The sequence below is a fragment of the Bacillus sp. DC4300-2b2 genome (genome assembly GCF_049895685.1).
Lineage (GTDB): Bacteria > Bacillota > Bacilli > Bacillales > Bacillaceae > Bacillus > Bacillus safensis.
Window position 1 is genome coordinate 114,940 of record NZ_JAFCSW010000004.1, and the last position, 21,453, is coordinate 136,392.

Annotated in this window: 2 protein-coding genes; both read right to left on the reverse strand. The window is 45.8% G+C overall.

Annotation, left to right across the window (positions count from 1 at the left end; all coding sequences use genetic code 11):
* Nucleotides 1-28 precede the first annotated feature (28 nt).
* On the reverse strand, nt 29-10,723 hold the full coding sequence (locus ACP69X_RS14575) for an amino acid adenylation domain-containing protein (protein WP_426052792.1): 10,695 nt from the start codon (nt 10,721-10,723) through the stop codon (nt 29-31).
* A gap of 21 nt (nt 10,724-10,744) precedes the next feature.
* Nucleotides 10,745-21,451 carry an amino acid adenylation domain-containing protein gene (locus tag ACP69X_RS14580; RefSeq protein WP_426052793.1) on the reverse strand — a complete coding sequence of 3,569 codons (10,707 nt, stop codon included), beginning with the start codon at nt 21,449-21,451 and terminating at the stop codon, nt 10,745-10,747.
* Between the last annotated feature and the right edge of the window lie 2 nt (nt 21,452-21,453).

Sequence of the window (21,453 nt, forward strand, 5' to 3'; positions counted from 1 at the left end):
CTATTTTTATGACTGATCTCGTGTGTTGTTAAGTCAATTTCTCCTCAAGCATGTCAAAAATGTCGTCCATTTCATCCATTTCAAGGTCAGCCGCAGAGAAGTCACTTGGCGTAAATTCCCGTTCGTGCTGCGTTAAGCAATGGGTGATGATGGATTGGATTTTTTCCTTCAACAATGCCATGAACTGCTGTATCGTCTGTTTTTCATATTCACTTGCACAATAGGAGCAAGACAAAATGAATCGATTGTGTTGAACAAGACCACTAAGGTTCAGCTTATAAACAGCTTCCGAATCTGGGCTTGCTTGTCTTCCCATATCATGGGTAGACGGCCCAAAGAGTTCTGTCGTCACTTCCTGATCAATCTGTCCTAGATAGTTCAAGCTGATTTCAGGATGTACGTGGTGTCCTGATGGTTCAGTGGCTGTCATGTATTTTAAGATCCCGTAGCCAATCCCTTTATTTGGCACACGGCGCAGCATTTCTTTCGTTCCTTTAATAGCATCAGCTATGGTCTGATCCGGCTTCGCCTCAAGAACAACTGGATACATACTCGTAAACCAGCCAATTGTGCGAGAGACATCCAGCCCTGATAAAATATCCTCTCTTCCATGACCTTCAAGCTGCACATGTACATGGGACTCACCTGTCCACTCTTGAACAGCAAGACCGAGAGCACATAAAAGAATATCGTTCATTTCCGTTGTGTACGGCAGATGAATATCGGTCAAAAGATGCTCAGTTTCTGTTTCTGTCAGCTGCATTTGAACCGATTTGGTTTCGGCAACTCTTCTTTTCGTCACTTCATGATCAACAGGTAATGCGGTTAATGGTTTGCTTTCAATTTCTGCCCAATACTCCCGCTGACTTTTTAATGGCTGTGACTGTGCATAACGTTCAATGGCCTCTGCCCATTCTTTAAAGGAATGAGTTTTCAGCGGCAGGACAAGGGCTTGTCCCTGAGATGCCTGCTGATATAGAGACATAAAGTCCTCTAGTAAAATTCGGCATGAGACACCGTCAATAACTAAATGGTGTGTCACGATGAGTAAATGATCGCCATCTTCTGCATGGAAACAAATCACTTTCATCAATGGACCTGTTTCGAGGTTCAGCTGACGCTGATACTCATTGGCAATTGTGGAAATTGCCTTTTTCACATCGTGCTCTTTTGAGACATCATGAGAAATAATCGCTATCGGTTCCGGTAGCTCCCGCTGGTTGTATTGCAGGATGCCGCCATGCTCCTGCCTGTATACCATACGCAGTGCATCATGATGTGAAAGTAGTTTTTGCATGACTTGTTCTGTAATGGAAAGGTCAAATCCATTTGGTGCATGAAGCATCATCGAGAGATTCCAATGGTGCTGATCGCTGAATGCTCGTTCAAAGAACCAGCGCTGAATCGGTGTTAAAATGACTTCTCCTTCGACAGATGATTGGTCGGCTGTGAGAAGATCAGCTTCCTCGATATATGGGCGCAGCTCCGCAATCGTCGGGTACTGGAATAGAAGTTTCATATCGAGCTTCCAGCCTGCTTGCGTGAGTCTGCTTGCCATTTGGATGCCTTTAATCGAATCTCCGCCAAGGAAAAAGAAGTGATCGTGAATGCCGACTTGGCTGACGCCAAGGACATCTTCCCAAATGCCGCAAAGAAGTGTCTCAACTTCGTCTCTTGGTGCTTCGTATACCGTTTGGTTCGCTTCGATATCAGGAGCTGGCAAGGCTTTCAGATCAACTTTTCCATTGGCCGTCATTGGAAATTGGTCTAGCTTGATGATCCATGATGGCACCATGTATTCAGGCAACGTTCGTTTCAGACTTTCTTTTAAGTCCTCTGTATCGTTCTCCGTGATCACGTAAGCGGCAAGGGCATCTTGATCACTCGCATCTTTGACTGTTGTCACGACGGCTTCTTTGACCGAATCCAGCGTCAGGAGCTGGGCTTCAATTTCTGACAGCTCAATTCGGAAGCCGCGGATGTTGACCTGATGGTCTATTCTGCCGAGATAGATCAGCTCACCATCCTCTGTCCATTTCACTAAATCGCCTGTGCGATACATGCGCTCGCCTGGATAAAATGGATCTGGGACAAATCGTTTGTCTGTTTCCTCTGGAAGATTCCAGTAGCCTCTTGCCAGTCCTTTTCCTGCAATCACGAGCTCGCCCGGTACGCCTGGCGGCGATAGGTCATATAACGAACCCATGATGTAGAAACGTGTATTGGCAATGGCTGTTCCAATCGGAAGCGTGCCTTGATCTGGATCGATCATTCCACTTGTCGCTACGACTGTATTTTCAGTTGGACCGTAGTTATTGACGAGTTCATATGGTACTGGCTTCACCTGTTTCAGCTTGTCTCCACCTGTTAGTAAATAGCGTAGAGAATGGTTGTCCATTGACATAAACTGCTCGCATAACTGCGTTGGCAGGAAGGCAATCGTGATGCTTTCTTCATTGAAATACGCATTAAGCTTGATCATATCGAGGCGAATTGCTTCGTCGATGATATGCAGCTCTGCGCCGGCGATCCACGTCGGGAACATCTCCCAAATGGAGGCGTCAAAGCCAAAGCCGGCATATTTCGCAGTTCGATCCTTGTTCGTCACTTGGAACGCATCATTATGCCAGAATGCAAGATTTACAAGAGACTGGTGCTCGACCATGACACCCTTCGGCTGTCCCGTTGTCCCAGACGTGTAAATCATGTAGGCAAGGTCCGTTGGTTTGATCTGAATCTGAATCTCGTGAGCTTCTCCCTCTACCGCATCTTCTATGAACAGGACATGACCTGTGAATGAAGGTGGTGCAGTAAGTCCTTTCTGCATCAGAAGTATCTCTGCCCCGCAGTCTTCCAGCATGTACGCAATACGCTGCGCTGGATAATCCGCATCAATTGGAACGAATGCCGCACCTGCCTTGAGGACACCAAGGACAGCAGCTGTCATATCAAGGGATGGGCGAGTGAGAATGCCGACGCGGTCTCCTGGTTTTGTGCTGTTTGCGATGAGCCTTGAAGCGGCTACATTCGCCCGGCTGTTCAGCTCTTTATACGTCCAGCTCGTTCCGCAGAAGGTCGCTGCTTTTTGATGCGGTGCTTCTTGTGCCTTCGCCTCAATCAGGGCATGAACGGTTTGATTTGACGGAACATCAAGGCCTGGTCCTGACCACTCATTGATCAGCTCTCGTTTTTCCTCTTCAGTTATGAGAGATAGCGCTGAAATCGGCTGATTCAGCTTATTCACCATATCGTCTATGATTTTTTCAATATATCGGCTCCAGCGCTGAATGGTGCTCTTTTTAAACAGAGCCGCTGCATACTCAAAGCGCAAGCCCACTTGATCATTTTCTTCAAATACACCAAGCGTTATATCAAATTTTGCATGAACGGTATCTTGCTGCTTTTGTGACAGCTTGAGTCCATTCAAATCCGGTAACGTCAGGTCACGGTCATCTGTAGTCAGCATGACACTAAACAATGGATTGCGGCTCGTGTCTTTCGGAAGATCTAACTGAGCCACCAATTCCTCAAACGGGAATTCTTGATGTTCATAGGCTGATAGGCTGCGATCTTTCATTTTTTCAAGCAGCTGTGATGTCGTTTCTTCTGGCTGCACTTCGTTTCGAAGAGCCAGCGTATTGACAAACATGCCTGGAACCCGTTCGATTGAAGCATGCGTACGTCCTGCGGTTACAGCGCCTATGACGATATCTGTCTGCCCAGTTAATTTGGAAAGGAAAATGGCAAATGCCGTTTGCATCACCATGTTCAAGCTCACACCTTTTTCCGCCATGAGCGTTTTGATGGATTGCACCTTTTCAGCAGACAACCATCTATCGACTCGCCCTCCTTCAAATGACTGAACTTGAGGACGCGGAAAATCAAGGGGCAGCGCTAAGTCTTCTGGCGGCTGTGCATATTGCTCCAGCCAATACTGTCGCTGCTTCTCAAGCAGCGCCTGCTGATTTTCTTCCTGCTGCCATACCGCAAAATCCTTGTAATGCAGCTGAACTGGCGGTAACGTCTTTTTCTCATACAGCTCTGCCAGTTCTTGAATGAGCAGGCTGCGTGTGACACCATCTGCAATGATATGGTGCATATCCATCATGAATACATATTTCTCATCAGAAAGCTTCGCCACTTTTGCCCTCATTAATGGTGCTTGATGTAATGAGAATGGTGTAATGAATGACTCGATGACAGACTGCTCCTGATCGCCCTCTATTTCATCAACCTCTAATGTAAACGGCACTTGGCGATAGACTTTTTGAACGGGTACGCCGTCAATTTCTACAAAGGCTGTACGCAATGATTCATGTCTGTCGATCAAGGCTTGAAGCGCTGCTTCTAGCTGCTTCACATCAAGGCTGCCTTCCATCATTAAAACGGCTGGCATATGATAAGTGACTGCTTCTGGATGCAGCTGCTGCAGTACATACATCCGCTTTTGAGCCGAAGAGACGGGATAGAAATCTTGCTTTTCCGCCGGCTGAATGGATGTAACCACCGAAGAATCCGTTTCGCCCAAGTAGGCAGCCATCGCTCGTATAGTTGGTTTTTCAAAAAGGACTTTGAGCGGCACATGCTTGTTCAGCTTTGCTTGCACTTTCGAAATAAGCACCATGCCCTTGAGGGAATGACCTCCCAATTCAAAGAAGTGGTCAAGAACACCCATTTGTTCCACCCCAAGAACTTCTGACCAAATGTCACACAGCGTCCGCTCAAGTTCCGTTTCTGGTGCCACAAGCGCCGTACGGTTCATATGCACTTCATGTGGAAGCGGCAAAGACTTCGCATCCACCTTTCCGTTTTGGGTAAGTGGAATGTGATCGACTTTCACAAAGTACGTTGGAATCATATAATCCGGCAGTGTCTCCGCAAGATTTTCTCTAAACGTCAGTGTTCCAATGTGTTCAGGCGCTGTGTAATAGAGTGCAAGCTCCGGCAAACCGGACAGGTGCAGAACTTTCACATAGACTTCTTGAATAGATGCCAGAGCACGTGCGGCATGCTCAATTTCCTGTTTTTCAATGCGATAGCCGCGGATTTTCACTTGATCATCGACTCTTCCAAGAAACTCAATATCTCCATTTGCATGCTGTCTGACCAAATCCCCTGTTCGATACATCCGCTCTTGAGGGTCATATGGATTTTCAAGAAAACGTTCCGCTGTTAACTCAGGCTGATTCAAATATCCTCTAGACACGCCTTCTCCAGATATATAAAGCTCTCCCGGCGCGCCGTAAGGGACAAGACGCTGCTGCTGATTGCATACGAGTGCTCTTGTGTAAGCAATTGGCTGCCCGATCAAAGATCGTTCCTTCAAAGCGTCCAGCTCTTTCGGTGTGATCAGCTTGGTTACTGTACCAATGGTTGTCTCAGTCGGACCGTAATGGTTCATTACAGCCACGCATGGATGCTGCATCATAAATGTTTCAACATCCTCAGGAATGATCGGTTCTCCTCCAAGTACCACTAGGCGTAAAGCGTTAAATGAATGTTCCTTAGAATCCGCCATCATATGAAATAAGGATGGTGTCATTTTGATATAAGTCAGCTCTTGTTCCTCAATCAAACGCATCAGACGTACAGGGTCTGTATACACCTCTTCACGAGGAACATAGAGTGTCCCTCCTGCTTTTAAAACAGGGAAAATGCTAGTGTAACCAAGATCATATGCATAAGAAGAAAGCAGTGCTGTCCGATCACATTCTTGCAATGTCACCTCATTTGTCAGCCAGTTGACATAGTGTGATAGATTACGATGCGTGAGCTGTACTCCCTTCGGCTTCCCTGTTGTCCCAGATGTGTAAATCACATAAGCAAGCTGATCAACTGATACTTCCGGCAATTCTAACGGATGGCTTTGATGCACTGCTTGTTCAACCTGAACCACTTGAATCGACTTGCGATTTTGATAGGAATCAGCAAGAGACTCATTTGTCACGATGACTTGTGCACCTGAATCCTCTAATGTGTAGCGGATTCGTTCAGCCGGAAAAGCTGGATCAATCGGGACAAACGCTCCTCCTGCTTTCATCACACCAAGCATGGAGACGATCACATAGACAGAGCGGTCAAGAATCAGTGCCACAGTTTTTTCTTTCTCGACGCCTCGTTTCTTAAGTTCACAGCTAAGTGCATGTGACAAGTCTTCCAGCTCGCGGTAGGTGAGTTTTCTTTGATCATCCATGACGGCGATAGCATCCGGTGTTTCCTTTGCCTGACGTGAAAATTGGACATGGAATGGCTCATGACGATTCGTTGGCCCTTCGGCTTTTTTCTCCAGACGCTCTATTTGCTCATGCTGATCCAGTATACGGAGCAAGCCGATCTGTTCCTCCGGATGACGAACCGCCTCACGAATAATTGCTAGGAGGTGAGTTCCGAACTGGCGGACGGTCTCTTCTTTAAATAAAGCCGCTGCATAGTCAAAGCTCAGCTTTAATGCTCCCTCGCGTTCAAATGCTTCTAAAGATAAATCAAATTTGACCGAGTGATGCTGAATGGCATAAGGCGAAATGTGCAGATCGCCGAGCTTTAGCGCTGGAACCTCCATGTTCTGCATGTTAAATGACACGCTAAAAAGCGGGCTCCGAGTTGTATCACGGTCTAATGGAAGATGTGCAATTAACTCTTCGAGTGGATAGCTTTGATGTGCAAAAGCGTCAACACTTGTTTCTTTTATTTCTTCAAGCAGCTGTAAAAATGTTTTGGTTTGTTCTGGTTTTCCACGCATCGCAATGGTGTTGATAAACATCCCCGGCATGTCCTGGATATCAGGGTGTGTACGTCCAGCAACAGGCGAACCCACAATGATATATTCCTGACCGCTATAGGATGCAAGCAGCACTTGAAAGGCGGATAACAAGAACATATACATGGTCGTATCAGTTTTTTGAAGCAGTTCATGAATGCGCTGAGTCGTTGCTTGATCACAGCCAAACATGAATCGTTCTCCAGAAAAATCACGTTCTGCTGGACGCGGATAATCAGTTGGCAGCTCTAAAACCGGTAAATCTCCTTCAAATTGCTTCAGCCAATATGCTTCATGCTCCTTCAGTTTCTCCGTTTCTTCTTCACTTAGCTGCCAGACAGCGTAATCTTTATAATGAATGGCTCTTTCAGCAAGAGCTTCTCCATCATAGGCCTTCGCTAAATCTTGAATGAACGTCTTCATGGAGCTTCCATCTGTAATGAGATGATGTGCTTCCAAAACGAGAAGATGACGATTCTCACTGACCTTTAGCAGCTGAGCTCGCAAAAGGGGTGCCGCTGTTAAATCAAATGGCGATTGACGTTCAGCAAGAAATGACTCAGCTTCTTCTTCCTTGATGTCATGCACAGGAAGGTCAAATGCAGACCATTCATGCACCCTTTGGACAATGTCTTCTCCATTCATATGAAAACTCGTTCTTAAGATTTCATGCGTTTGGATTAACTGATTAAATGCTGATTTTAGCCGCTCATATTCGAGTGTTCCTTCAAGCGTTAAGACGATCGGAATATGATAATTCGTGCTGTCAGGTTCGAGTGTCTGTAAAATGTATAAACGGCGCTGAGCTGGTGATACCGGATATTCGCCCGCCTGCTCTGCTGGTAAAATAGGATGTACGGCTTCTTCTTGACCATCCTGATCGATGTAAGCCGCTAATGAGCGAATCGTCGGCTTCTCAAAAATCACTTGAATCGGCACTTCCTTTTGAAGCACTTCTTGAACCTTCGCAGACATCATCATCGCCTTGAGCGAGTGCCCGCCAGCCATGAAGAAATGCTCGTCTATCCCAATCGTTTTCCCAAGAAGCTCCTCCCAAATGTCAGCGAGTGCCTTTTCTGTCTCGGTCTCAGGCGGAATGACTTTGATCTCCTCGCGATGCACTTCGTCCGGTTTTGGTAAAGCTTTTCGATCTACCTTCCCGTTCGTTGTCAGCGCAAAGGTATCCAGCTTCATTACATGGTGTGGCACCATATAAGCTGGCAGTTTTTGATTGAATACCTCTCGTACCTCTTCTTCTGTGAGCGTCCCTGTAAAGTAGGCGATGATTTCCTTTTCATCTGAAGACAGTTGCTGAATAAGTACAACCGCATCATCTATACCAGCTTCTTGGCGAAGTACCGTTTCAATTTCACCAAGCTCAATACGGAAGCCTCGAATTTTCACCTGATCATCTGCACGGCCAAGGAATTCGATCTGACCATCCGCACCATATCTAGCCAAGTCACCTGTTCGATACATCCGTCCTGATGGCTTAAAAGGATCTGCCATGAATACTTGATCAGTCAAATCTGGACGTTTGATGTACCCTCTTGAAACACCGTCCCCGCCTACATACAGCTCTCCTGGCGCTCCAATTGGCTGAAGTCTTTGATAGTCATCTAAAATATAAGCTGATGTGTGATTGATCGGCTGACCAATTGGGATCGGACCCGTTTCATCTCCTTTTACTTCGTAAATGGTCGAGATGGTTGTATTTTCTGTTGGTCCATAGACATTCAGCAAGGTAAGTGCTGGATGATGCTTTTTCACAAGCTCTGCACTTTTCTCATTGATCACATCACCGCCGGTGAATAATGTTTTTAACCCTTTGAACATTTGGGGCCGCTGCTGAGCGAGCTGATTAAATAAACCAGTCGTTAAAAAGAGCGCTGTGATCTGATTTGTTTGGATAAATTGATCGAATCGGTGTATATCCAATAAAGTATCACGGTCAACAGGATAAAGCGTCGCCCCATTCAGAAGCGTAGTGAAGATTTCAAGGGTAATCGCATCAAAGCTGACAGCTCCTGTATGCGCCATACGATCCGACGTGTTCAAGCCCAATTTCTCCTGAGAGCATGCTAACCTCACAATATGCTGATGCTCAATTTGCACTCCTTTAGGCCGTCCAGTTGATCCCGATGTGAACATGATATATGCCAATTGAGATGGAGACGTCTCGACTGATAACTCCGCTTGTGAGTGATGAGTCATGCCGGTCACATGAATTGCTTTGATGCTTTCATCAACCGGCGGCTGGCTGTCAGCATAGAGCAAAATGGCTACGCCGCTGTCTTCAAGCATCCAACGGATTCTCTCCTCAGGCTGAGCTGGATCAATCGGTACATAAGCAGCCCCTGCGTGTAAAATGGCTAAAATGGCGATCACCGCATCCGCTGATCGGTTCATATACACCGCGACAGCATCCCCCGGCTGAACACCGTTTTCTACAAGGCTGCTGGCTAAACGACGGATTTCTTGTCCAAGCTCTTCGTATGTGAATGTTCGCTCGCCTTCGACTAATGCCAGGTGGTTTGGCTGCGCTTTGATACGTTCATTGAACAGCTCAGGAATGGACAGATGCTTCGGATAATCTCGATCCGTCTGGTTCCACGCTGCAATCTGCTGCTTTTCTTCTTCTGTGATACATGTCACTTCATGAAGACGCATGTCAGGATTTTGAATGATTTGCTTTATGAGATTGGTCAGATGTTTCGATATATTTTCAATGACTTTTTCTTCAAACGCCTTGGCGTTGTATTTGATTTTCAATGTCCACGTTTCACCCGGATAGACAAGAAGATTCAGATCGAAATTCGTTTGTTCAAATCCGTCCTTTACATCAATGGCAAAACCGAGACGTGCAGACATGGTGTCACCAGACAGCTCCTGATCTAAAGGATAGTTTTCAAACCCAACCAAATGATCAAAGAGCTTTCCTCCAGCAGCTGTTTTCTGCTGAATGTCATATAGCGGCATAAAATCATAGTTTTCCGCTTCCAGAGCATGCTGCTGAACCTTTTGAAACAGCTGTTTGAAGGTCTGTTCCTGATCCAATGTCACCCGAACAGGTATCGTATTGATAAACAGCCCTGCCATTCGCTCAATCCCAGACACACTTGGAGGTCTGCCCGATACGACTGTTCCGAACGTGACATCATCTGCTGCATGATAGGTGCTTAAAAGAACGGACCAGACAGCCTGAAAAAGGTTCGGTGCTGTCACTTGGCATTGTCTTGCCGCATCTTGAATGGCTTGTACCGTTTGTGCATCCCATGTAAACGTCCATTCCTGATGGTCATATTGTCCGTTTGCTTCTTTTTGCTGCAGCAGCCCTTGTTGCTGAACAGCACCATCCAGCCGCTCCTTCCAATAGTCTTCCGCTTCTTGTTTGTTTTGCTTTCCAAGCCACTGGATATAATCCGCATAAGGCTTACCTTGTGATCGATCCGGCGTTCGGTCGTTCCGATAAGATTCATAGTAATGAAACAGTTTTTTCATCAAAACACCCATGGACCAACCATCCATGATGATGTGATGGTTGCTCCAAATCAGGTGCCAGTTTGTTTCATTTAATTGAAAAACAGCGACTTTCAACAACAGATCATTCGTTAAGTGAAATCCTTGTTTTCTCACTTGTTTTTTATATTGATCCAATACCTTTTTCTGCTCTTGATCATTCAGATGAGATAGATCCTCTCTATACACATCTAAATGACGTTCAGCCAATACAACCTGACGAGGCTTTTGTAATTGCTGATAGACAAAGGCTGTACGCAGAATGTCATATGTCCGTACGAGTTCATTGAGGCTCTTTTCAAAAAGATCGAGATCAAAATCTCCGCTTATTCCAAGCTCAAGCTGTGTGAAATAAGAGGAGGAATCAGGGTCTAGCATGGCATGATACAGCATGCCCTCTTGCATTGGTGTTAAAGGATATACCTTTTGAATTTTCTGCTTGCTCATAAGTCCACCTCTTCATTTTGCTTAAAATAGATCCATTAGCTTTTCAAGTTCATCCATGGTAAGATCATCATCCCCCACATCACTAGGTGTGATCTGACTCTCAGCCTGTGATAGGCAATGTGAGATCAATGTCTTCACATTCTTTTCTAGGAGTTCCTTGAACTGTTCCATCGTCCGCTCTTCGAATTCAAGGTGATGATAGGAAATCGTCACATGGAGCATTGCTTGTTCTACGAAACCAACAATATCTAGCGCATGAGGTTTCTCGGATTCAGGGCTCAGCGATTGTCCTGCATGCCATGCAGAGCGTCTCATTTCACCGCCACCGATCTGTTCATCAAACTGGCCAAGATAGTTAAAGCTGATATCTGGTGTGACTTGAAAATCAATATCGTCCTTCATCTTGTCAGGCGTTAAGTATTTTAAAACGCCATAGCCGATCCCCTTGTTCGGAATGTGTCTGAGTTCCTCTTTTAAATGCTTGATTTGATAAGAAAGATCGTCTGCATGCGACATATCCAGTAACACAGGATACATGCTAGTAAACCAGCCGACGGTCCGTGATACATTAACCGCAGGGAGGATGTCCTCTCTCCCGTGCCCTTCAAGATGAATAAAGTGCCTGTCTTCACCTGTCCACTCTTTCATGGACAATCCTAATGCCGTCAGCAAAATATCATTGATTTCTGTTTGGTAGGCTTCATGTACATCCGTCAGCAGCCTGTGCGTTTCCTCTTTAGACAATGTAAAACGAATGGTCTCTGTATGAATCATTCGTTGATCCTCCGTGACATGATCCTTTTGAAGCGGAGGAACGGGATGCGCAAGTACCTTTTTCCAATACTCTCTTTCCGATAGCAGCTCATCTGACACAGCGTATTCAGTCAGCTTCTGGGCATATTCTTGGAAGGAGTGTGTTTTTTCAGGGAGGGTAAGAGTTTCCCCGCGCTTCAACTGTTCATAAAGAGCCATGAAATCTTCAAGGAAAATGCGCCATGACACCCCATCAATGACAAGATGGTGTACAGCAAGCAATAAATGATCCCCTTGATCCGTTCGGAAAATAGCAGGTCTCACTAAAGGCCCCTCTGCTAGCGATATACTCGCCTGCACTTCATTTGCCAGCTTTTCTACCTGCTTGATTTGCTGCGACAGCTCTCCTTTTACTTCCACCACGTCAATTGCCACATTCTTTTCCTCGACTCCTCGATGACGCTGGATGACGCGCCCTTCTTCGAGCGGATACACCAGTCGCAAGGCATCATGATGAATCATGAGCTGTTCCAGTACTTGCTGAACGACTTCCTCATCCAAACCATTTGGTGCTTGGAGCATAACCGATTGGTTCCAATGATGCTGATTCGTAAAGTTTCGTTCAAAGAACCAGCGTTGAATCGGTGTTAAAATGACTTCTCCTTCGACAGATGATTGGTCGGCTGTGAGAAGGTCGGCTTCCTCGATATATGGGCGCAGCTCCGCAATCGTCGGGTACTGGAATAGAAGTTTCATATCGAGCTTCCAGCCTGCTTGCGTGAGTCTGCTTGCCATTTGGATGCCTTTAATCGAATCTCCTCCAAGGAAGAAGAAGTGATCGTGAATACCGACTTGGCTGACGCCAAGGACATCTTCCCAAATGCCGCAAAGCAGCGTTTCAACTTCATCTCTTGGTGCTTCGTATACCGTTTGGTTCGCTTCGATATCAGGAGCTGGCAATGCTTTCAGATCAACTTTTCCATTTGCCGTCATTGGAAATTGGTCTAGCTTGATGATCCATGATGGCACCATGTATTCAGGCAGCGTTCGTTTTAGGCTTTCTTTCAGGGCTGTTGTTTCTTCAGCCGCGATGACATAAGCGATAAGTGCATCTTGATCACTCGCATCTTTGACTGTTGTCACGACGGCTTCTTTGACCGAATCCAGCGTCAGGAGCTGGGCTTCAATTTCTGACAGCTCAATTCGGAAGCCACGAATGTTGACCTGATGGTCTATTCTGCCGAGATAGATCAGCTCGCCATCCTCTGTCCATTTCACTAAATCGCCTGTGCGGTACATGCGCTCGCCTGGATAAAATGGATCTGGGACAAATCGTTTATCTGTTTCCTCTGGAAGATTCCAGTAGCCTCTTGCCAGTCCTTTTCCTGCAATCACGAGCTCGCCCGGTACGCCTGGCGGCGATAGGTCATATAACGAACCCATGATGTAGAAACGAGTATTGGCAATGGCTGTTCCAATCGGAATCGCGCCTTGTTCTGGGTCGATGACTCCACTTGTCGCTACAACCGTATTTTCTGTTGGACCGTAGTTATTGACGAGTTCATATGGTACTGGCTTCACCTGTTTCAGCTTGTCTCCACCTGTTAGTAAATAACGCAGAGAATGGTTGTCCATTGACATAAACTGCTCACATAACTGCGTTGGCAGGAAGGCAATCGTGATGCCTGCTTCATTGAAATACGCATTGAGCTTGATCATATCGAGGCGAATCTCTTCGTCGATGATATGCAGCTCAGCGCCGGCGATCCACGTCGGGAACATCTCCCAAATGGAGGCATCAAAGCCAAAACCGGCATATTTCGCAGTTCGATCCTTGTTCGTCACTTGGAACGCATCATTGTGCCAGAATGCAAGATTCACAAGGGACTGGTGCTCGACCATGACACCCTTCGGCTGTCCCGTCGTCCCAGACGTGTAAATCATGTAGGCAAGATCCGTTGGTTTGATCTGACTCTGAATCTCGTGAGCTTCTCCCTCTACCGCATCTTCTATGAACAGGACATGACCTGTGAATGAAGGTGGTGCAGTGAGTCCTTTCTGCATCAGAAGCACCTCTGCCCCGCAGTCTTCCAGCATGTACGCGATACGCTTCGCTGGATAATCTGCATCAATGGGAACGAATGCCGCACCTGCCTTGAGAACGCCGAGGACAGCAGCTGTCATGTCAAGGGATGGGCGGGTAAGAATACCGACGCGGTCTCCTGGTTTTGTGCCGCTTGCGATGAGCCTTGAAGCGACTACATTCGCCCGGCTGTTCAGCTCTTTATACGTCCAGCTCGTTCCGCAGAAGGTCGCTGCTTTTTGATGCGGTGCTTCTTGTGCCTTCGCCTCAATCAGGGCATGAACGGTTTGATTTGACGGGACGTCTAGGATAGGTCCTGACCATTCGTTCAGCTGTTTTTGCTGCTGCTGCGGTGACAATAATTTCATTTGATCTAACGATTGATCTGGTGCTGATACCATTTGTTCCAGCAAATGAAGGAAATATTCTTTCCATTTTTCAATTGACGTCTTTTGAAAGATAGAACAATTAAAATCAAACACGAGCTCAATTTGATCTGCGGATTCGTTTCCAGTTAAGGTCAAATCAAATTTGGCGATATTCTCCTCGAATGGCTGTGGAACAATGTGAAGCCCATCCATTGATAAATCACGAATATCCGCATTTTCCATTGAGAAGACCACATCAAAAATTGGATGACGGCTTGTGTCTCGAACCGTTTGCACCTGATCTACCAATTCTTCAAATGGGTACAGCTGATGCTCGTTTGCCTCTAACACAAGCTGATGGACAATTGACGCAAATTCAGCAGCTGTCTGATGTCCTGCTGGTCTTGTTCTAAGTGCCAGCGTGTTCACAAACATGCCGATCACAGATTGAATATCAGGATGGGTTCTACCCACAACCGGAGAACCAATGATGATATCCTCTTGTCTTGAAAGCTTGCTTAGAAGAATACTGTAGCCAGCAAGCAGGACTGTATAGGTCGTACTGTTCAGCGCTCTAACGAGTTCGTCCAATTTCGCTTTAAGCGAACCTCCAATTGTAAATGAGACACGATCTCCAGCGAATGTTTGAACTTTTGGCCTTGGCAGGTCTTCCGGCAGTGCCAGTACAGGCAGCTCTCCTTGTAATTGATCCAGCCAGAATGCCTCTTCAGCTGCTTTTTGCGCAGCAGATGCCTCACTTTTTGACCAAACTGCATAATCCTTATATTGAACAGGCAATTCCTCTAGTTTGTCTCCTCGATACAGGGCTGAAAGCTCCTCAATTAAAATGCCAACAGACGCCCCATCTGAAATGATATGATGCATATCAATCAGTAAATAATGGACATTTACGGAGACGGAAACTAGACCTATTCTGAGCAAAGGCGCTTTTTCTACATCAAATGGCCTGATAAAGTCATTCATCAATTGCTGTATGTCTCGGCCGTTCTGTTCAATTTTTTCAATGTCTATTGAGACATTTGTTTCAATCCGTTGAACAGGTTCATTCTGAATAAAATCAAAGCTTGTTCGGAAAGCTTCATGACGTTGGACTAGCTGATCAATTGCCTTTTCAAATCGTCTTTCATCAAAGACGCCTTCTAGCTTTAAGGCAGCCGGCATATGGTAGCTTTGCTCCGCATCAGTCATTTTCTCCAAAACAAACAGTCTTTTCTGAGCAGATGTCACTGGATAATAGGCCGCCTCTTTGGCAACTTCCACTCGCTTGATCTCCGTTTGATCCGCTTGATCTACCGCAAGCGCGAACGCTTCTAATGTTGCGGATTCAAATAAAGACTTCAAAGTGAGCTCCACCTGCATCTCTTCATATAGCCTGTTCAGCATTTTCATGCCGCGCAGCGAATGGCCCCCGCATTCAAAGAAATGATCGTGCCTGCCGATTCGCGGCACTTCAAGAACTTCCTCCCAAATGTTCGCCAGAAGACGCTCTGTTTCTGTTTGAGGAGAGGTGTATTCATTTGCCCCTTGCTCACTGAGATCAGGTGCCGGCAGCGCCCGCCTATCGACCTTGCCATTATTCGTCAAAGGAAGCTCGTCTAATTGCATGAAAAATGCCGGCATCATATATACAGGCAGTTCACGTCCTGCTTGCTCGCGCAAATCAGTTAATGAGACAGATCCTTCTGCTGTGAAATACGCACATAACGTGTCATTTGGAGCAGCAATCACGACAGCTTCCTTCACCTGAGGATGCCGCAGCAGCTGATGTTCAATTTCCCCAAGCTCGATACGCTGTCCGCGAATCTTCACTTGATGATCGATCCGTCCAATGAATTCGATATCTCCATTTGACAGCCAGCGTGCAAGATCGCCCGTTTTATACATGGTCTCTCCAGGGCGGAAAGGATTTTTGACAAACTTTTCGCTCGTTAGTTCTGGCTTCTTATAATATCCTTTCACCAGTCCATCACCAGCGACACAAAGCTCTCCTGCAACGCCCGGCGGCTGTACATGTCCAAACTCATCTACAATATAAACAGCCGTTTGACTCACTGGCTTTCCGATTGGGATGGATAACGCCTGCTTCTCAATGTGGTTCACAGGATAATATGTGGTGAAAATTGTGCTCTCAGAAGGGCCGTACATATGAACAAGCTTGTCTTTCCCCACTGTCTCAAGTGCAGTCACCACATGAGGCACGGAAGCACGTTCTCCGCCAAACAGCACTTTTCTTACGTTCTTCAGACTGTCTTTTTTCATATCGATGAGTAAGTGAAAAAGAGCTGTCGTGATCATTAAAATACTGACTTTTTCCTTCTCAATCGCTCCAGAAAGCTCATTCATGTTTAAAATATGGTCCTTTGGCAGAACAATGAGTTTTGCTCCGTTCAATAAAGCACCAAACACATCAAACATAAAGGCATCAAATACATAGTTTGAGATGCTCATCACCGTATCTTCATGATGAATGGTGAGATAATTCGATTGCTTCACCGTTCTCAAAATGTTCCGGTGTGTCACCATATTTCCTTTAGGTTTACCGGTTGTACCAGATGTATAGGTCAAATTCGCCAAGTCCTCAGGTAAAATATGAGCATCTATTGGGCTGTCTGACTGCTGAGCAATCGCTTGATTTTCTGTTTCTATGATGATTCCCTCAAATGCAGTGAGCACCGAGCGATGGCGCAGCACTTGATGTGTCAATAAGAATTGTGCACCGCTGTCTGTTAAAAAGTGCTTCACGCGCTCATCAGGGAAATCGGGGTCAATTGGTACATAGACGCCCCCCGCCTTAAGCACAGCTAGAACAGAGAGCACCATTTCATTGGATCGTTCAAAGAATAAGGCTGCTTTCATTCCTTTTTCAAAACCATTTTCACGCAAATAATGTGCCAGCTGATTCACTCGGTCATTCAGCTCTTGATAAGAAAGAACCACATCTTCACATTGCAATGCAGGCTGATGACCATGCTGCTGCACCTGTGCTTCAAACTGCGTCACAATGGTTTCTTCTGCTGGATAAGGCGCAGGTAACGGATTCCACCTATTTAGCTGAGCTTCTGCTTCTTGTTCAGACAATAATCGATAGGATTGGATAGCTTCCTGCGGCGTTTGAACCATCTGTTCCAGCAGATAAACATAATGTTTGAGCATCTGCTCTGCTGTACTTCGTTTAAATAGCGCCGTACTGTAATCGAGTACAAAGGATAAACCTTGATCTGACTCCATCGCTTGCAGTGTTAAATCAAACTTTGCAATATGGAAATTGGTTTCTTCGACTTCGACCAGCATGTCTCCAATATGCTGTGCTGTTGAATGATCCGGTGCGAGTGTAAAGACGGTATCAAACAATGGATGACGGCTAAAATCTCTTGGCACATTCAGCTTTTCAAGCAGCCGCTCAAATGGATATTGCTGATGCTCAAATGCCTGCATCGTCTTTTCCTTTACTTGCTCAATCAACTGAGACATGGTTCCATTCGGATCTACCTCTGACCGCAAAGCAAGTGTCTGGACAAACATACCGATCATGTCATTCAAATCTGTATGCACACGCCCTGCTGCCGGTGTTCCGACCACAAATTCCTTTTGACCCGTATATTTCGCAAGCAATGTGTAGTAAGCAGAAAGCAGCACCGTATACAGTGTCGTGTGATGGTTTGCTGCAAGCTCCTGTAATTGATTCTTTAACGTCTCATCGATTTCTTTGATGACACGATCACCTGCGAAAGACTGGACAGCTGGACGCTGATAATCGGTCAGCAGCTGTAAAGCAGGGATATCCCCCGAAAATTCTTGCAGCCAGAATGCCTCTTCTTTTTGAAAGTCTTGGTGCTGTTGCCAAACAGCATAATCTTGATATTGAAGCTTCAATGGTTCTTTCACCGATCCCTCGTAAGCATCTGACAGCTCACGCAGTATTAAATCGATCGAAAGACCATCTGAAATCAGATGATGCATATCGAAAAAGAGCAAATGCTCCTGATCATGCAATGACTTCAATCCAATTCGAAGAAGTGGCGCACACTCAAGATCAAAAGGTCTGACAAAGTGCTGCATGTTTTCTTCCATCGTACCGCCTGTCAGCTGTTCTATTTCAAAGAAAACGGATGAAGCGATCCGCTGACGAGGGACACCTTTTATCGTATGAAAAGAAGTACGCAGCATATCATGACGTGAGATCAGTCTGTCAAAGGCTTCAGTCAGCTTCTCAAGCTGCAGAGCTCCTTTTAACCTCACAACAGCAGGCATATGATAGGCAGTGCTTTGCTCCAATTGACTCACCATATAGACGCGCTGCTGTGGAGGCGATAACGGATAATGATCTGCAGCCGGCGCTTTTGGTATCTCCGTTTCAGAAGACTTTTCTGCTTGCTCAATATAAGCAGCAAGAGCAGCAATCGTCTGCTGTTCAAATAAAACAGAGAGTGGCACCTCCACTTGAAAGTCTCGCTGAACCTTTGTAAGTACGGTCATCGCTTTGAGCGAATGCCCGCCTCGATCGAAGAAAGAATCATATACACCGATTTGCTCTTGATCAAGAATGTCTTCCCACAAATGAACAAGCTTCGTTTCTATATCGTTTCTAGGTGCCGTATAAACAGCATGAACCGCTCTATCACCTTTTAAGGCAGCAAGTGCACGACGGTCGACTTTGCCGCTGACTGTGAGTGGAAAAGCATCGAGCTCTTTGAAATAAAGAGGCATCATGTAAGCTGGGAGCTGATGTTTGATAGCCGCTTGCAGCATGTCAACAGACACACCATCATGACGAGCTTGATAGTAAGCACTTAACGCCTTTTCCCCATCCGCTTCATCAACTACTAGCACGACAGCCTTATCAACTCCATCTACCTGCTCCATCACCGCTTCAATCTCGCCTGTTTCTATGCGGTAACCCCTTATTTTCACTTGATCGTCCATTCTGCCAAGATAATCAATCGTGCCATCTGGAAGCCATCTGACTAGATCCCCTGTTCGATACATCCGCTCATGCGGAGAAAACGGATCTGCCGTGAATACCTTCTTCGTCAATTCAGGCTGATTCACATAGCCTCGCCCAACACCTATACCGGCAATGCAAAGTTCTCCTGCAGCCCCAGGCACTTGTAATTGATCATGTTCATTTAAAATATAAATACGATGATGACCAAGTGGTTTTCCAATTGATACATAGCGCTGTTCAGTTGATTCGCTCAGCTCACTGAGATTCAGACGATGAACCGCCGCATCCACACACGTCTCAGTTGGACCATACACATTCCATAGAGTAAAATCAGGCTGACTCATACGAACCGCTTCGATAAGTGAACGTGCTGCTTTCGCAGGCAGCGCTTCTCCCCCAATCAGCATGTGCGTCAATGACAGACCGTCCAAATCCGCTGCAAGTAAAAGCTGCACATGCGCCGGAGTTCCATCTGCCGCTTCAATGTGATGTTTTCTGTAATAAGCCGCTAGCTGCATGCCATTTCTCGTCGTTTCTCGCGGGATGATATGAAGCGTATGTCCAAATAAAAGGGCAGCAAAGATTTGTTTCACCGATGCATCGAAATGGAATGGGGCTAGAAGCGCCATTTGAAGCTCATTCGCCCCTTGATACATCTCATGATGCAAAGCATGGACCAAATGATGAAGCTGAAGATGCTCAATCATGACGCCCTTCGGCTTTCCAGTCGTACCCGATGTATAAATCATGTAGGCTAAATCTTCGGGCGCCGTCTGATCGACAAGCTCAGGCAGCCGTCCATCATCTAGTAATATTTGCTGCTGCACGATCAATTTTTCCGAGAGGGCTGGGTACTCTTGAATGAACGATTCCTCTGTTAACACAATAGAAGCACCTGAATCCTCCACAATAAATTGAATGCGCTCCTCAGGTAATGCCGGATCAATTGGTACATATGCCCCGCCAGCCTTTAGTATGCCGAAGACTGCTACCATGGCATCTACCTTCCGCTCCATCAAAACAGCAACAGGCACATCACGTGAGATACCTTTCATTTGTAGAAAACGTGCCAGCTTTTCTGCCTGTTGTTGCAGCTCTCCATAAGTAATTGTTCCATTTTCTGCTACAATGGCTGTCCGATCTGCATATTTGTTGGCTGTCTCATCAAACATGTGATGGACCGGTTTTGCTGCCGGTTTTTCAAAAGATTCTCCCTCAGATAATTGCAGCAGTTCCTTTTGTTCACCTGCTGAAAGTAAAGGCAGTGTCCCGATCAGCTGATCAGGCTGAGTGACCGCCGCTTCTAGTAAAATCAAGAATCGATCAAACATCTTACTCATTTCTTCTTCTGTGAATACATCTGTACGGTAATCCAAATCAATGGTCAATGTATCAGTATCCCAGCGGTCTTTCACATGTATTGAAATATCATTCATTCCGCTCCCGCTAAAAATCGGTTCAGTAATGAACGACAGGTTCTCTTTTTTCTGCCACTGCATGACCTGATATTCTAAAGAAATATCAAAAAGGCGTCCTGTAAACCCTTCTCTTTCCCGCAAATCATTCATGAGCAGATTGTAAGGGTATTTTTGGTGTCGCAAGATCTTCATTTGATCCGCCATGACCTGCTTTACGAAATCAACAAACGATTGCGACCCTTGAACAGATGCACGCATTGGAATCGTCGATACAAACATCCCAATCATCTTTTTCTCTTTGGCATTCGTCCGGTTACCCATAAAGGTTCCAAGAACAACATCCTCCATACCGCTAAAACGATGTAAGTAAATATAGACAGTGGACATAAACATCGAAAGCATACTGACTTTCTGTTCTTCACAAAAGATACGAAGCTTCTCCTTTAAAGAATCTGGAACATCCCCTGAAAATCGCTCCGCATGTAAACTCATCTCATATCCCTTATGCGGTTTTAAAGATGCGAAGTCTGGAATATGAGCAAATTGCTCATTCCAAAAAGCCTGGTCTTTTTGAAAACGTTTAGAAGATTCATAGGTCTGCTCACTCATAATGTGATCAACGAAGGAAATCTCCTCAACTGGCGAGATGTCTACTCCTTGTAGCATGTCATGATATAAATCAATAATGCGATTTCCCATTAAAATGATAGAAATCCCATCCGCGACAATATGATGTGCTTTACAGAACAGCCAGCACTCTTGATCACTGATTTGAAATACCGTAAATTCAATCAAGGGGCTGTCAATCAACGGCATCGGCTCACGAATTTGCTCGTTTGCCCAAGCCCTTACTTCCTCTTCACTCCAGCCCTTCTCCATGCGAATCGGCTGTTTTTCATATGATTTGATATATTGAACAGGCTCCTCCTGTTCATCTCGATACACGAGCCTAAGCCTAAGAGAGTCAGTTTGTCGAATATACGCTTGAAGCACATCGACGACCAAAGAAGGATCGAGACCTGAAGCTGATCTCAACCTGGCGAATCCACCCAAATTAGAAATACTTGTACCTGGATAAAATCTTTCCGTGTAGAATACTCGCTTTTGCGCATGTGTTAAGGGGTAATAAACTGTATTCATTC